This is a genomic window from Paracoccus simplex (assembly GCF_042648325.1).
Classification (GTDB): Bacteria; Pseudomonadota; Alphaproteobacteria; order Rhodobacterales; family Rhodobacteraceae; genus Paracoccus; species Paracoccus simplex.
Window position 1 is genome coordinate 74585 of sequence record NZ_JBHRXE010000037.1, and the last position, 15616, is coordinate 90200.

The 15616-nt window shown below is 68.1% G+C and carries 13 protein-coding genes; 8 read left to right on the forward strand and 5 right to left on the reverse strand.

Translation table 11 applies throughout. The features are described from left to right. Positions 1-6 precede the first annotated feature (6 nt). The 8 genes from ACFOMP_RS13145 (at position 7) to ACFOMP_RS13180 (ending at position 10592) form a co-directional block, all read left to right on the forward strand. Positions 7-999 carry a complex I NDUFA9 subunit family protein gene (locus tag ACFOMP_RS13145; RefSeq protein WP_289893096.1) on the forward strand — a complete coding sequence of 331 codons (993 nt, stop codon included), beginning with the start codon at positions 7-9 and terminating at the stop codon, positions 997-999. Then, complete coding sequence (locus ACFOMP_RS13150) at positions 999-1802, forward strand: undecaprenyl-diphosphate phosphatase (RefSeq protein WP_379031269.1); 804 nt, start codon at positions 999-1001, stop codon at positions 1800-1802. Before ACFOMP_RS13145 ends, ACFOMP_RS13150 begins: the two co-directional genes overlap by 1 nt. A 150-nt stretch (positions 1803-1952) precedes the next feature. After that, the gene (locus tag ACFOMP_RS13155; RefSeq protein WP_379031272.1) at positions 1953-3440 is read left to right on the forward strand and encodes an NAD(P)-dependent oxidoreductase; all 1488 of its coding nucleotides are present in this window, start codon (positions 1953-1955) and stop codon (positions 3438-3440) included. Positions 3441-3594: 154 nt separating this feature from the next. Further along, on the forward strand, positions 3595-4266 hold the full coding sequence (locus ACFOMP_RS13160; protein WP_379031275.1) for a hypothetical protein: 672 nt from the start codon (positions 3595-3597) through the stop codon (positions 4264-4266). 14 nt (positions 4267-4280) lie between these two features. After that, complete coding sequence (gene gltB / locus ACFOMP_RS13165; RefSeq protein ID WP_289894849.1) at positions 4281-8813, forward strand: glutamate synthase large subunit; 4533 nt, start codon at positions 4281-4283, stop codon at positions 8811-8813. 196 nt (positions 8814-9009) lie between these two features. After that, entirely contained in the window at positions 9010-9366 is a 357-nt protein-coding gene (locus ACFOMP_RS13170; RefSeq protein ID WP_379031278.1) for a hypothetical protein, read from the forward strand. An 8-nt stretch (positions 9367-9374) separates the two neighbouring features. Further along, positions 9375-9629, forward strand: coding sequence for a hypothetical protein (locus tag ACFOMP_RS13175; RefSeq protein WP_379031281.1), 255 nt, complete (start codon positions 9375-9377; stop codon positions 9627-9629). Positions 9630-9704: 75 nt separating this feature from the next. Beyond that, positions 9705-10592: a cation diffusion facilitator family transporter gene (locus tag ACFOMP_RS13180; protein ID WP_289893091.1), complete on the forward strand. Its 888-nt coding sequence runs from the start codon at positions 9705-9707 to the stop codon at positions 10590-10592. Here the strand turns inward: ACFOMP_RS13180 and ACFOMP_RS13185 are convergent. The 5 genes from ACFOMP_RS13185 to ACFOMP_RS13205 all read right to left on the reverse strand — a co-directional run bounded on the left by ACFOMP_RS13185 (position 10589) and on the right by ACFOMP_RS13205 (position 15594). Next, the gene (locus tag ACFOMP_RS13185; RefSeq protein WP_289893090.1) at positions 10589-11989 is read right to left on the reverse strand and encodes a bifunctional serine/threonine-protein kinase/universal stress protein; all 1401 of its coding nucleotides are present in this window, start codon (positions 11987-11989) and stop codon (positions 10589-10591) included. The two genes, ACFOMP_RS13180 and ACFOMP_RS13185, sit on opposite strands and share 4 nt — an antisense overlap. Next, positions 11989-12726: a metallophosphoesterase family protein gene (locus ACFOMP_RS13190; protein WP_289893089.1), complete on the reverse strand. Its 738-nt coding sequence runs from the start codon at positions 12724-12726 to the stop codon at positions 11989-11991. Before ACFOMP_RS13190 ends, ACFOMP_RS13185 begins: the two co-directional genes overlap by 1 nt. 82 nt (positions 12727-12808) lie before the next feature. Continuing rightward, the gene (locus ACFOMP_RS13195; RefSeq protein ID WP_379031285.1) at positions 12809-13801 is read right to left on the reverse strand and encodes an ABC transporter ATP-binding protein; all 993 of its coding nucleotides are present in this window, start codon (positions 13799-13801) and stop codon (positions 12809-12811) included. 25 nt (positions 13802-13826) lie between these two features. Then, positions 13827-14666: a carbohydrate ABC transporter permease gene (locus ACFOMP_RS13200; protein WP_289893087.1), complete on the reverse strand. Its 840-nt coding sequence runs from the start codon at positions 14664-14666 to the stop codon at positions 13827-13829. Positions 14667-14676: 10 nt separating this feature from the next. After that, positions 14677-15594: a carbohydrate ABC transporter permease gene (locus tag ACFOMP_RS13205; RefSeq protein WP_379031288.1), complete on the reverse strand. Its 918-nt coding sequence runs from the start codon at positions 15592-15594 to the stop codon at positions 14677-14679. Between the last annotated feature and the right edge of the window lie 22 nt (positions 15595-15616).

Below are 15616 nucleotides of genomic sequence, written 5' to 3' on the forward strand. Positions count from 1 at the left end.
CGCCGCATGTCCGCAGCCAAGCTTGTCACCATATATGGCGGGTCTGGATTCCTGGGCCGGCAGATCGCCCGGATCATGGCGGCCGAGGGCTGGCGCGTGCGCGTCGCCGTCCGCCGCCCGAACCAGGCCGGCGTCGTGCGCACCTATGGCGCGCCGGGCCAGGTCGAGCCGGTGCCCTGCAACGTCCGCGACGACCTGTCCGTGACCGCCTGCATGGCCGATGCGGATGCGGTGATCAACTGCGTCGGCATCCTGGTGCACGAGGGCAAGAACACCTTCGACGCCGTGCATGAGGAAGCCGCCGGCCGTGTCGCCCGCATCGCCGCCGAACGCGGCGTGGCGCATGTCGTGCATGTTTCGGCGCTGGGGGCCGACCCGGCCTCGCCCAGCCGCTACGCCGCCTCGAAGGGCCGGGGCGAGGCCGCGGTGCTGACGCATCGCCCCGATGCGGTGATCCTGCGGCCCTCGATCATCTTCGGCTCGGACGACCGCTTCTACAACCGCATCGCGGCGATGACGCGGCTGGGGCCGATCCTGCTGGTGCCGGGCGCGAACTGTCCGGTGCAGCCGGTCTATGTCGAGGACGTGGCCCATGCCGCCGCCATGGCCGCCGCCGGCAAGGCCGAGCCGGGCATCTATGAACTGGGCGGCCCGGACGTGCTGACCATGCGCGATGTGGCGCGGCAGGTGCTGGTCGCGACCGACCGCCGGCGCGCCATCATCGGCCTGCCGCACTGGCTGGCCGGGGTGATGGGCTCGGTTCTGGATGCCGGCCAGGTGGTGGTCGGCGGGCTGCTGACCAACCGCATCCTGACCCGCGACCAGGCCCGCACGCTGCGGTTGCCGAACAAGGTGGGCGAAGGCGCGAAAACCTTTGCCGATCTGGGCATCGAGCCGACCGCCGCCCCCGCCGTCATCGCGGAATACCTGTGGCGCTTCCGGCCCTCGGGGCAATATGAGGCGATCACCGCCTCGGCGAAGAACCTGCGCAACAACTGATGGATCACAACACCATCGTGGCTGCCGCGCTCGGTCTGCTGGAAGGGCTGACCGAGTTCATTCCCGTATCCTCGACCGGCCATGTGCTGCTGGCGGGGCATTTCCTGGGCTTCGATTCGCCCGGCCGCGTCTTCGAGGTACTGATCCAGTTCGGCGCCATCCTCGCCATCCTGGGGGTCTATTCCGGCAAGCTGTGGCGGATCTTTTCCAGCGCGCCGCATGACCCGCGCGCGCGGCGCTTCATCGCCGCCGTGGCCCTGGCCTTTCTGCCCGCGGTGGTGATCGGCGTGCTGGCGCACCGGATCATCAAGGAAATCCTGTTCGAGACCCCGGCGCTGATCGCCGTGATGCTGATCCTGGGCGGCATCGTGCTGCTGTTCGTGGACCGGATGGTCAAGCATCCGCGCTATCACGCCGCCGAGGACATCCCGATCGGCACCGCCATCGCCATCGGCTTCATCCAGTGCCTGGCGATGATTCCGGGCGTCTCGCGCTCGGGGGCGACCATCGTCGGTGCGCTGCTTCTGGGCGCCGACAAGCGTTCTGCCGCAGAATTCAGCTTTTTCCTGTCCATGCCCACGATGCTGGGCGCTTTCGTCTATGACCTCTACAAGAACCGCGACATCCTGGATGCGGCGGCGGCCGGGAACATCCTTGTCGGCTTCGTCTGCGCCTTCGTCGCGGCGGTCGTCGTCGTGCGCTGGCTGCTCAATTACGTCTCGGTGCATGGCTATGCGCTGTTCGCCTGGTGGCGAATCGTGGTCGGCGCCGTGGTTTTGCTGGCTTTGCAGGCAAGTTGGTAATACATGCTGACCTATTTCCCATGCTGCGCATGCAGAAAATCGAGGGCGCGCGCAGAAAAACGGTAAATAGGTCAGCTTAGTTGACTTTTATTTGGCTGCGGCCTGACTTATCAGGCTGTGAAGACACTCCTCATCGAAGGACGCGCAGCCATGGCCACGCAGAAGATGCTCAAATTCGTCACCATCGGGCGCGAGATGCCCGAGAAACGCGACGCGGCATCGCGCTCGGAAGATTTCCACGAGATCTATCGCGAGTATGCCGACGCCAAGGCCAAGGAACAGGCCAGCCGCTGCAGCCAATGCGGCGTGCCCTATTGCCAGAGCCATTGCCCGCTGCATAACAACATTCCCGACTGGTTGCGCCTGACCGCCGAGGGCCGCACGCAGGAAGCCTATTTCCGCAGCCAGGAAACCAACACCTTCCCCGAGATCTGCGGCCGCATCTGCCCCCAGGACCGGCTGTGCGAGGGCAATTGCGTCATCGAGCAATCCGGCCACGGCACCGTCACCATCGGCGCCATCGAGAAATACATCACCGACACCGCCTGGGAGGAAGGCTGGGTCAAGCCCGCCGCCCCCGCCCAGGAACGCCCGGAATCCATCGGCATCATCGGCGCCGGGCCGGGGGGCCTCGCCGCCGCCGACCGGCTGCGCCGCATGGGCTTCCAGGTCACGGTCTATGACCGCCACGACCGCGCCGGCGGGCTGCTGATCTATGGCATTCCCGGCTTCAAGCTGGAAAAATCCGTGGTTGAGCGCCGCAGCCAGCTTTTGCGCGACGGGGGCGTCGAGTTCGTGCTGAACGCCAATGTCGGCGAGGATATCAGCTTCGACGCCATCCGCGGCAAGCATGACGCGGTGCTGATCGCGACCGGCGTCTACAAGACCCGCGACCTGGACGTGGACAATGCCGAGGCCAAGGGCGTGGTGCGGGCGCTGGACTATCTGACCGCCTCGAACCGGGTCGATCTGGGCGACGAGATCCCGGATTACGAGGATGGCGAGCTGAACGCCCGCGGCAAGCGCGTCGTGGTCGTCGGCGGCGGCGACACCGCCATGGACTGCGTGCGCACCGCCATCCGCCAGGGCGCGCAATCGGTGAAATGCCTGTATCGCCGCGACCGGGCCAACATGCCGGGCAGCCAGCGCGAGGTGCAGAATGCCGAGGAGGAGGGCGTGGAATTCGTGTGGCTTTCCGCCCCCGGCGCCTTTGTCGGCCATGTCCCCGGCGAGGCGCGGCTGGCGCAAGAGGTCGATGTGGACGGCGAGCCGGTCGCGATCAGCGCCGTGCGGGTGCAGAAGATGCGGCTGGGCGCGCCCGATGTCAGCGGCCGGCAGTCGCCCGAGCTGATCGAGGGCGCCGATTACGACGAGCCGGCCGACCTGGTGATCAAGGCCCTGGGCTTCGAACCCGAGGAGCTGCCGCGGCTTTGGGGCGTCGCGGGGCTGGAGGTGACGCGCTGGGGCACGATCAAGGCCGATTACCAGACGCATCAGACCAGCCTGCCCGGCGTCTTCGCCGTGGGCGACATCGTGCGCGGCGCCAGCCTGGTGGTCTGGGCGATCCGCGACGGCCGCGAGGCCGCCGACAGCATTGCCGGCTTCCTGGCCGACAGCGCCCGCGTCGCCGCCGAATAAGGGGGGTGGGACCATGATGCACAACACAGGCACAGGGCGTACACCGGGCGTACACCGGCTGCGCGCGTTGCCGGCCCGGTGCCGCGCAACGCTGGCGGCAGGTGCGGCAGCCATACTGACCCTTTCGGCGCTGCCGCCTTTCGCGCTTCCGGCCATGGCGGCGAATTTCACCCCGCCCGAGGGCTGCCGGCTGGAGATCACGGTGCAGAATCGCGGCTGCACCGTCGCGCAGCATTACCGCTGTTCGGGCGACGCGCCCGGCGACCAATGGGTGACCTATTTCACCCGCGAGGGCGCCACCTACCAGTCGCGCATCGACCGCGAGACGCGCTGGATGGAAAGCACCGACCTGCGCAGCGGCCTGGTCGACGTGCTGGAGGAGCAGGCGGCCGACCATGCCTCGTTCAGCACGCTGACCCGGACCGGGCGGGACGATTTCGATTTCTGGACCCGCTCGAACAGCGGCGAGCGGCTGCGCCATGTCGGCCATGACGCGCTGACCGGCGAGACGGTGCAGATCGACGGCGTGACGCTGGAGGTCACGCGCTTCGATCTGACCACCTATAGCGAATCGGGCGAGGTGCTGATCACCCGCAAGGGCCAGCAATTCATCAGCCGCGCCCAGGGCCGGTTCTATGGCGGGGTCGAGACCTCGGAGGACTGGACCGGCGCGCGGCAAGAAACCAACGACAACCCGGTGAGCTTTTCGTTCCCCGGACAGCCCGGCTTCGGCTCGACCACGCCGGAATATGATTGCGACCTGCAGATGGTGCGCGGCCAGGGCGCCGGCATCCTCGGGCAGCTTATGAAGGAGGCACGGACGTGAAGGACTGCGAACGGATGAGCTGGGAACAGCAGGAGCAGGCCCGCCGCGACTGGATGGCGGAACATTCGCTCTACCGTGCCGAGGACGAGCATTCGTCCTGCGGCGTCGGCCTGGTGGTGAACCTGGACGGCAAGGCCAGCCGCAAGGTGGTCGAGGCCGGCATCAACGCCCTGAAGGCGATCTGGCATCGCGGCGCGGTGGATGCGGACGGCAAGACCGGCGACGGCGCCGGCATCCATGTGCAGATCCCGGTGCCCTTCTTCTACGACCAGGTGCGCCGCACCGGGCACGAGCCGGACCAGAAGAAGCTGATCGCCGTCGGCCAGTGCTTCCTGCCGCGCACCAATTTCGCCCAGCAGGAGGCCTGCCGGACCATCGTCGAGTCCGAAGTGCTGCGCATGGGCCATTACATCTATGGCTGGCGGCATGTGCCGGTGAACACCAGCGTGCTGGGCGAGAAGGCCAATGCCACCCGCCCCGAGATCGAGCAGATCCTGATCCGCTGCGAAAAGGACATCGACCAGGAGCAGTTCGAGCGCGAGCTGTACATCATCCGCCGCCGCATCGAGAAGGCGGCGCTGGCGGCGCAGATCAGCAGCCTTTACCTGTGCACGCTGTCCTGCCGGTCGATCATCTACAAGGGCATGATGCTGGCCGAGCAGGTGGCCGAGTTCTATCCCGACCTGAAGGACGAGCGGTTTGAATCGGCCTTCGCCATCTATCACCAGCGCTATTCCACCAACACCTTCCCGCAATGGTGGCTGGCGCAGCCCTTCCGCATGCTGGCCCATAACGGCGAGATCAACACGCTGAAGGGCAACACCAACTGGATGCGCAGCCACGAGATCCGCATGGCCAGCCGCGCCTTCGGCGAGATGGCCGAGGATATCAAGCCGATCATCCCCGGCGGCAGCTCGGATTCGGCGGCGCTGGACGCGGTGTTCGAGGTCATGGTGCGTTCCGGCCGCTCGGCGCCGATGACCAAGACCATGCTGGTGCCGGAAGCCTGGTCCAAGGCCACCACCGACATGCCGCAGGCCTGGGCCGACATGTATGCCTATTGCAACGCGGTGATGGAGCCCTGGGACGGGCCGGCAGCGCTGGCGATGACCGACGGCCGCTGGGTCTGCGGCGGCCTGGACCGCAACGGGCTGCGGCCGCTGCGCTTTGTGGTGACCGGCGACAACCTGCTGATCGCCGGCTCGGAAGCCGGCATGGTGCCGGTGAACGAGACCACGGTGCGCGAAAAGGGCGCGCTGGGTCCGGGCCAGATGATCGCCGTCGACATGGCCGAGGGCAAGCTCTACCACGACCGCGAGATCAAGGACCATCTGGCCTCGGCCCAGCCCTTCGGCGAGTGGATCGAGAAGGTGGTGCAGCTTTCGGAAGTGATGCGCGACCTGCCCGAGGAGCTGGTCTTTACCGGCGAGGCCCTGCGCCGCCGCCAGATCGCCGCCGGCTACACGGTCGAGGAAATCGAGACCATGCTGGCGCCGATGGCCGAGGACGGCAAGGAGGCCCTGGCCTCGATGGGCGACGACACCCCGCCGGCCGTGCTGTCGGGGCAATATCGGCCGCTGTCGCATTTCTTCCGGCAGAACTTCAGCCAGGTGACCAACCCGCCCATCGACAGCCTGCGCGAGACGCGGGTGATGTCGCTGAAGACCCGTTTCGGCAACCTCAAGAACGTACTGGACGAATCCAGCGCGCAGACCGAGATCCTGCTGCTGGAAAGCCCCTTCGTCGCCAATGGCGAATTCGCCGAGATGATGAAGATGTTCGGCGAGGCGGTGACGCAGATCGACTGCACCTTCGACGATGGCGCCGGCCCCGAGGCCATGGCCGAGGCGCTGGCCCGCATCCGCGCCGAGGCCGAGGATGCCGTGCGTTCCGGCGCCGGCCATCTGGTGCTGACCGACGAGAAGATCGGCCCCGACCGCATCGGCCTGCCGATGATCCTGGCGACCAGCGCCATCCATTCCGGGCTGACGCGCAAGGGGCTGCGCACCTTCTGCTCGCTCAACGTGCGTTCGGCGGAATGCATCGACCCGCATTATTTCGCGGTGCTGATCGGCTGCGGCGCGACCACGGTGAACCCCTATCTGGCGCAGGACACCATCGCCGAGCGGATCGAGCGCGGGCTGCTCTCGGGCTCGCTGATCGAGAACATGCGCAACTATCGCGACGCCATCGACGCCGGGCTGCTGAAGATCATGGCCAAGATGGGGATCTCGGTGCTCAGCTCCTATCGCGGCGGGCTGAACTTCGAGGCGGTGGGGCTGTCGCGCGCCATGGTGGCGGAATATTTCCCCGGCATGCAGTCGCGGATTTCCGGCATCGGCCTGCACGGCTTGCAGGCCAAGCTGGAGGATATCCACGCCAAGGGCTTCCACAGCCCGGTGACCGACCTGCTGCCGGTGGGCGGCTTCTACAAGGCGCGCCGCTCGGGCGAGAAACACGCCTGGGAAGCCAACACCATGAAGCTGTTGCAGGTGGCTTGCGACAAGGCCAGCTATGACGTCTGGAAACAGTTCACCACCACCATGCGGGCCAATCCGCCGATCCACCTGCGCGACCTTCTGGACATCAAGCCGCTGGGCAAGCCGGTGCCGCTGGAGGAGGTGGAATCGATCACCTCGATCCGCAAGCGCTTCGTGACGCCGGGCATGTCGCTGGGGGCGCTGTCGCCCGAGGCGCATATGACGCTGAACATCGCCATGAACCGCATCGGCGCGAAATCCGACAGCGGCGAGGGCGGCGAGGACCCGGCGCACAGCCACCCGCTGCCGAACGGCGACAACCCCTGCGCCAAGATCAAGCAGGTCGCCTCGGGCCGGTTCGGCGTCACCGCGGAATACCTGAACGCCTGCGAGGAGCTGGAGATCAAGGTCGCGCAGGGTGCGAAACCCGGCGAGGGCGGCCAGCTTCCGGGCATGAAGGTCACCGACCTGATCGCGCGGCTGCGGCATTCGACCAAGGGCGTGACGCTGATTTCGCCGCCGCCGCACCACGACATCTATTCGATCGAGGATCTGGCGCAGCTGATCTATGACCTGAAGCAGATCAACCCGCGCGCCAAGATCACCGTGAAGCTGGTGGCGTCCAGCGGCGTCGGCACCATCGCGGCGGGCGTGGCCAAGGCCAAGGCCGACGTGATCCTGATCTCGGGGCACAATGGCGGCACCGGGGCGAGCCCGGCGACCTCGATCAAGTTCGCCGGCCTGCCCTGGGAGATGGGGCTGACCGAGGCGCATCAGGTACTGGCGATGAACCGGCTGCGCGACCGGGTGACGCTGCGCACCGACGGCGGCCTGCGCACCGGGCGCGACGTGGTCATGGCGGCGATGATGGGGGCCGAGGAATACGGCATCGGCACCGCGGCGCTGATCGCCATGGGCTGCATCATGGTGCGGCAATGCCAGTCGAACACCTGCCCGGTGGGCGTCTGCACCCAGGACGAGAAACTGCGGGCGATGTTCACCGGCTCGGCCGACAAGGTGGTGAACCTGATCACCTTCTATGCCACCGAAGTGCGGGAGATCCTGGCCAGCATCGGCGCGCGCTCGCTGGACGAGATCATCGGCCGCGCCGACCTGCTGACCCAGGTCAGCCGGGGCGACAAGTCGCTGGACGATCTGGACCTGAACCCGCTGCTGATCACCGTCGATGGCAGCGAGAAGATCGTCTACGACCGCAGCAAGCCGCGCAACGCGGTGCCGGACACGCTGGATGCCGAGATCATCCGCGACGCCAGCCGCTTCTTCTCGGACGGCGAGAAGATGCAGCTGAGCTATGCGGTGCGGAACACCCAGCGCACGGTCGGCACCCGGACCAGCTCGATGATCGTGCAGACCTTCGGGATGCGCAACAGCCTGCAGCCCGACCACCTGACGGTGCGGCTGACCGGCAGCGCCGGGCAGTCGCTGGGCGCCTTTGCCGCGCCGGGGCTGAAGATCGAGGTCTCGGGCGATGCCAACGACTATGTCGGCAAGGGGCTCTCGGGCGGCACCATCGTGGTGCGGCCGCCGATGGCCAGCCCGCTGGTCGCGGCCGACAACACCATCATCGGCAACACCGTGCTGTATGGCGCGACCGACGGCCACCTGTTCGCGGCCGGCCGGGCGGGCGAGCGCTTCGCGGTCCGGAACTCGGGCGCCAAGGTGGTGATCGAGGGCTGCGGCAGCAACGGCTGCGAATACATGACCGGCGGCGTCGCGGTGATCCTGGGCCGCATCGGCGCGAATTTCGGCGCCGGCATGACCGGGGGCATGGCCTATCTTTACGACCCCGAGGGGCTGGCGCGCGACTATATCAATGCCGAGACGCTGGTGCTGTGCCCGGTCACGCAGCCGCATTGGGAGGAGCAGCTGAAAGGGCTGGTCGAACGCCACGCGCGCGAGACCCGCTCGCGCCGGGCCGAGGAGATGCTGCAGAACTGGGAGGAGGAAAAGCTGAACTTCCTGCAGGTCTGCCCCAAGGAGATGCTGCCGCATCTGAAGCATCCCATCGCGGATGTCGAGGATCTGGCGGCGATCCCCGCCCAATGATCCGAAAAGGGCCCCCGCGGGGGCCCTTTGCCTGTCGGGCGCGGCGAAGGCCGGGCCCTGCCGCGGCCCTGCCCTGGCGCCGGATGGCCGCGGGCTGGCAGGCCGGGGCTTGCCGGATGACGGGCGCGGGGCTTGCGCCGAAGGTTTCCGCATGGGACCACGGGACACGTTCCTTGCTGCTTTCAGGACGCGTTTCATGACCAGAAAATCCTTGCTGATCTTTGCCCCGCTGCTGGCCCTGGCCGGGCTGGCCGGTTGCCGCGACGAACGGGGCGAAGGCCCGATGACGCCCGGCATCTATTCGGTGGTGACCGTCGACGGCAGCCAGAACCGCACGATCTTCAAGGAGGACGGCACCTTCGTCGACATGGAGGACAACAACCCCAAGCCGGTCGCCGAGGGCAAATGGTGGCGCAAGGACGGCAAGCTATGCGTGCAGCCAACCGATGCCGCAGAGCCGCTCTGCGCCGAGGAAAAGCCGCTGGGCGACGACGGCGGCTTCTTGCTGACGGCGAATGGCGTCACGCTGGAATTCAAGGCGCTGGTGCAATGACCGGCGGCATGGCCGCGGTTTTCGTGCTGCTGGTGACGCTGTTCGCCGGACCGGCCTTCGCGCTGATGTTCAAGACCCGGATGGCGCGGACCACCTTCGAGAAGCGCCGCGCGCGCTTTGCCGAGGGCCGGCTGAAGAAGGATCCGCAGACCGACCCGATCGGCCCGCACCGGCCGTTCTGGCAGAACTGGCTGCTGGCCTCGCTGATCTTCGGGACCGTGACGGCGGCGGTGCTGGCGGGGCTGGCGCGGCTGGGCGTCTGAGGCCGGAAAGGCGGTTGGCGGGACCGGCATGGGGCGTTAGAGAACCCCCGGCGCGGGACCAGAAGGGGAATCGGCATGTCCGCCACCGAGAAGATCGCCTTTGGCAGCATCGTCGTCGGCCTGGTGGTGCTGGCGCTGAAGGCGCTGGCCTGGTGGCTGACCGGCTCGGTCGCGCTGCTTTCGGACGCGCTGGAAAGCACGGTGAACGTGGCGACGGCGGTGGCGGCGCTGATCGCCATCCGCGTCGCCGCCAAGCCCGCCGACAAGGACCACCCCTATGGCCACCACAAGGCCGAGTTCTTCAGCGCCGTGCTGGAGGGGGTGATGATCATCGTCGCCGCGCTGCTGATCCTGCGCGAGGCCTGGCACGGCTTCCAGAACCCGCGCATGCTGGATGCGCCCTGGCAGGGGCTGTTGGTGAACGGCCTGGCCAGCGTGCTGAACGGGCTGTGGTGCTGGGTGCTGATCGGCCGCGGCCGCCGGCTGCGCTCGCCGGCGCTGGTCGCGGACGGGCATCACCTGCTGTCGGACGTGATCTCCTCGGCCGGGGTGGCGGCGGGCGTGGCGCTGGCGGTGCTGACCGGCTGGGCGGTGCTCGACCCGGCGCTGGCGGCGCTGGTGGCGCTGAACATCCTGTGGTCGGGCTGGAAGGTCATGACCAGCTCGCTTTCCGGGCTGATGGACGAGGCGGTGGCCGAGGAGACGCTGGAGGATATCCGCGCCACCATCTCGGACGCCGCCACCGGCGCCATCGAGGCGCATGACCTGCGCACCCGCCATGCCGGGCCGCGCACCTTCATCGACTTCCATCTGGTGGTGGACGGCCAGACCACGGTCGATGCCGCGCATGACATCTGCGACCGCGTCGAGCGGGCGCTGAAACAGAAGCTGCCCGGGGCGCTGATCACCATCCATGTCGAGCCCGAGCACAAGGCCAAGCATTCCGGGGTGCTGGTGATCTAGCCGCCGGGCTGCGGCAGGCGCAGCACGGTCACGTCGCAGGGCGCCTCGGCCACCACCCGCGACGAGACCGAGCCGAGATAGCGCCGGGTCGAGGAACTGGCCCGCGCCCCCATCATGATATGGTCGGCCATGATGCGCCGGGCATGGTCCAGGATCTCGCCGGCCGGGTCGGTGCCCTCGAGCACGGTGAAGGTCACGCGGTCCTCGGGCAGGCCCAGGCGTTGGCCCCAGGCCTGCAGCGCCACCAGCCGGCTGACATGCAGGTGCCGCCCCTCGTCATCGGTGCCGGTGTCGATGCCGATGCGATGGGTGCGGATGACGTTGACGCAGGCCACCCGCGCCTGCGGCCGCACCGACAGCAGATCGCGCATGCCGTTCAGGATGCGCTCGGACAGCCGCTCCATGTCCGGGGCCAGGTCCACGGCGGCGATCAGCACCGGCGATTCCATGATCTGCGCCGCGGTGCCGCCGGGCGGGCGGGCGAAGCTGCGCAGCCGGCCCATCCGGCGCCGCCGGCGCCAGACCGCCCAGAAGCCGTCGCGGGTCATGCGGGTGGCGCGGGCGGTCAGCGCCACCTTCTCGGGCTGTTCCAGATCGAACAGCAGCTGCGCGGCCGAGGCGGTGCGCTCGGCCGGGTCGACGGCCAGGGCGCGCAGGATCACCTCTTGCAGCCAGGGCGGGATGGTCGGGTCGATGGCGCGCGGCGGCAAGGGGTCGCGCCACAGCCGCCGGCGGGCGCCGCGCAGCCCCGGCGGGTCGCCGAAGGGCAGCCGCCCGGTGACGAGCTGATAGAGCATCGCCCCCAGCGCGAAGACATCGCTGCGCAGGTCGTCGCGCCGGCCGAGGATCTGCTCGGGCGCGATATAGGGGAAGCTGCCCATCGGGCTGGCGAATTCCTCGGCCAGCAGGTCGGGCAGCAGGTCGCTATGCGCCAGGCCGAAATCGATGCAGACGATGGTGCCGTCCGGCCGGGTCATCATGTTGCCGGGCTTCAGGTCCAGGTGGATCACCTGCTGGCGGTGCAGGTCGTGCACCGCCGCCGCCATGCGCCGCGCCAGGTCCAGCGCCCGGTCCAGGGCCAGCGGCGCGGTGTTGAACAGCGGCTGCAGGCTGGTGCCGGGAATGGCCTCGGTCACCAGATAGGGCATCGGGTCGAAGCCGCCGCTGGCGATCACCCGCGGCACATGCGGGCCCGAGAGCCGCGGCAGGATCATCTGCTCGACCTCGAAGCCGACGATGGTCGGGCCGTCGAACCCGTCCAGGATGGTCGGCACCTTCATCACCATCGGCAGGGCGTGGTCAGGATGCGTGACCGGCCAGATGGTGGCGAAACCGCCCTTGTGCAGGCGCGGGCCCAGGGTGAAGCCGTCGATCCGCATCCCCTCGGCCGGCCGCATCAGCGTCCCTCCAGCAGGCGCTGCGCCAGCGCCTCGGGCAGGCCCTCGGCGCGCAGCCGCGCGGCCACCGCCGCCGCGTCATAGGCAACCCGGCGCAGGGTCAGCTCGTTGCGGTCGGTATCCAGCAGCGCATAGCCGGCCTGCGGCACGCCGTCGCGCGGCTGGCCGACCGCGCCCAGCACCGCCAGCCAGCGCCGCGAGCCGAGCAGCGGAAAACCTTCGCCGATGCGGGGCGGATGGTCGCGCACCGTGCCGCGCAGGTCGCAGCTGTAAAGCTGCGGCACATGCACATGGCCGCACAGGATCAGCCGGGCGTCGCAGGCGCGAAAGCTGGGCGCGGCCGAGCCGGGGCCGGTGACATAGACCCAGTCCCGCGGCGCCTGCGCCCCGGCATGGACCAGCAGCACCTCGCCCCGCCGCTCGGTCAGCGGCAGGGCGGCCAGGAAGCCGCGCTGCGCGTCCGACAGCCGCGGCCGCGTCCAGTCGATCACCGCGCGGGCCTGCGCGTTCAGGCTTTCGGCCGCGTCGATGGCGCTGTCGTGATTGCCCCGCAGGCAAAGCGCGCCCTCGGCCACCAGCCGCATGGCGCGGTCCACGCACCATTCCGGGTCCGGCCCATAGCCGACGATATCGCCCAGGATGGCGAAGCCGGTCGCGCCGCGGGCCCGCGCATCCTCGAGCACGGCGGCGAAGGCCTCGCGATTGGCGTGGATGTCGCTGAGCACAGCAAGCCGCACCGGCCGCCCCCTCCCCTTGCCTGCCTGGAAAAAACAGTAGGAGCGGCCCGGCCGGCGCGCAAGCGCGCTGCGACAAAAGGCGTCAGCGCAGCCGCCTGCCCTGGGCGTCGAAATGGAAGGCGCGGTTCGGCTCGAAACCCAGCCCCATCACCTCGTCCACGGCATAATCCTGTTCGCCGAACAGCCGCACGGTCAACAGGCCGTGGTCCTGTGAGGACAGATAGACCAGCGTCTCGCCGCCCAGCTTCTCGACATGGCTGACGCGGCCGCTGATCTGCCCGCCGCCGGGCGTCAGATGCTCGGGGCGGATGCCCAGACTGGCCGAGCGCAGGCCCAGCTTGCCGGCATCCAGGAAATTCATCTGCGGGCTGCCGATGAAGCCGGCGACGAAGGTGTTGTTGGGGTCGTTGTACAGGTCCATCGGCCGGCCGACCTGCTCGACCACGCCGCCGCGCAGCACGACGATCTTGTCGGCCAGCGTCATCGCCTCGACCTGGTCATGGGTGACATAGATCATCGTCGCGCCCAGCTCGCGATGCAGCCGGGCGATCTCGATCCGGGTCTGCACGCGCAGCGCGGCATCGAGGTTCGACAGCGGCTCGTCGAACAGGAACAGCTTCGGGCGCCGCACGATGGCGCGGCCGATGGCGACGCGCTGGCGCTGGCCGCCCGACAGTTCGGCCGGGCGCCGATCCAGCAGATGCGCCAGCGCCAGCATCTCGGCCGCCTTCCCGGTCGCCGCCTCGATCTGCGCGCGGGGGGTTCCGGCCTGTTTCAGCGCCAGCCCCATATTGTCGCGCACGGTCAGATGCGGGTAAAGCGCATAGCTCTGGAACACCATGGCGATCTCGCGCCGGGCCGGGGCCAGGTCGTTCACGCGCCCGCCGTCGATGGCCACGTCGCCCGAGGTCACGTCCTCCAGCCCGGCGATCATGCGCAAGAGCGTGGACTTGCCGCAGCCCGAGGGGCCGACGAAGACGCAGAACTCGCCATCCTCGACCGCCAGGTCCACGCCCTTGATGACCTGGGTGGCGCCGAAGGACTTGGTGACTTGGGTAAGGGTCAGGGCTCCCATCGGGGTCTCCTTGCTGCGGGACGGATCATTTGACGGCGCCGGCGGTGATGCCGCGGATCAACTGGCGCGAGAACACCAGGTAGAGCACCAGCACCGGCAGGATGGCGAGGCTCAGCGCCGCCAGCACCGCGTTCCAGTTGGTGACGAATTGGCCGATGAACACCTGGCTGCCCAGGGTGATGGTCTTGGTCGCCTCGCTGGGCGCCAGGATCAGCGGGAACCACAGGTCGTTCCAGATCGGGATCATGGTGAAGACGGCGACGGTGGCCATGGCCGGCCGCACCAGGGGCAGCACCAGCCGGAAGAAGATGGTGTATTCCGACAGCCCGTCGATGCGGCCGGCATTCTTCAGATCGTCCGAGACGCCGCGCATGAATTCGGACAGGATGAACACCGCCAGCGGCAAGCCTTGCGCGGTATAGACCAGTACCAGCGCCGTCAGCGTGTTGACCAGCCCCGAGGCCACCATCATCTGCAGGATGGCGACGGTGCCCAGCCGGATCGGGATCATGATCCCCAAGGCCAGGTAAAGCCCCATCAGCATGTTGCCGCGAAAGCGGTATTCCGACAGCGCGAAGGCCGCCATGGCGCCGAACAGCAGGACGAAGAACAGGCTCGCCACGGTCACGATCAGCGAGTTCTGGAAATACAGGACGAAATCCCCCTGCGCCAGCACCGTGCGATAGCCGATCAGGTCGAAGCTCTCCGGCCCCGGCACCGAGAGCGGATCGGCAAAGATCGCCCGGCGGTTCTTGAAGCTGTTCACGACCACGACGAAGACCGGGAACAGCGCGATCACCGTATAGAGGATCAGCACGGCATGGGCGGCCAGGCTGCGGGCGGTGGAATGGCGGGCTTGGCTCATGGCTTTCCCCTCAGAACTGATAGCGGCGCAGCCGGCGCTGGATGGCGAACAGGTAGAAGCCGACGCCCAGCAGGATGATGCCGAACATGGCGGTGGCGATGGTCGCGCCCATATGCGGATCGCCGATCTGCAGCTGGAAGCCGAAGAAGGTGCGGTACAGGAACGTCCCCAGGATGTCGGTCGAGAAATTCGGCCCGGCCAGCGCGCCCTGCGTGACGTAGATCAGGTCGAAGGCGTTGAAATTGCCGACGAAGGTCAGGATCGAGATGATGCCGATCGAGGGCAGGATCAAGGGCAGCTTGATCTTCCAGAACTGCGACCAGCCGGTGACGCCGTCGATCTCGGCCGCCTCGATCACCTCGTCGGGGATCGACAGCAGCGCGGCATAGATCAGCATCATCGGGATGCCGACGAATTGCCAGACCGAGATCAGCGCCAGCGTGGTCAGCGCCGTGCCCTCGCGGCCCAGCCAGGGCGCGAACAGCGATTTCAGCCCGACGGCGTCCAGCATGCCGGGCGCGATGCCCCAGATCGGCGACAGGATCAGCTTCCAGACGAAGCCGACGATGACGAAGCTCAGGATGGTCGGGATGAAGATCGCGGTGCGATACAAGGCCGCGCCGCGCAGCCGCGGCGAGGACAGCAGCGCCGCCAGCGCCACGCCGACCGGGTTCTGCACCAGCATGTGCACCAGGAAGAACCAGGCGTTGTTGCCCAGCGCGTTCCAGAAGCTCGCCGACCAGCGCGGATCGCCGAACAGCGTGGCGAAGTTCCGCAGCCCGACGAAGACCCGTCCCTCCTCGCCGGTGTTGAACAGCGACAGGTTCAGCGTCCCGAACAGCGGCACGATCATGATGGCGGTATAGACCAGCACCGCGGGCGCAAGAAACACCGCGATATGCCAGCGAAACGCTTTCCGCTGCGCCATGACGCCCTCCTTCTCTGTTGAA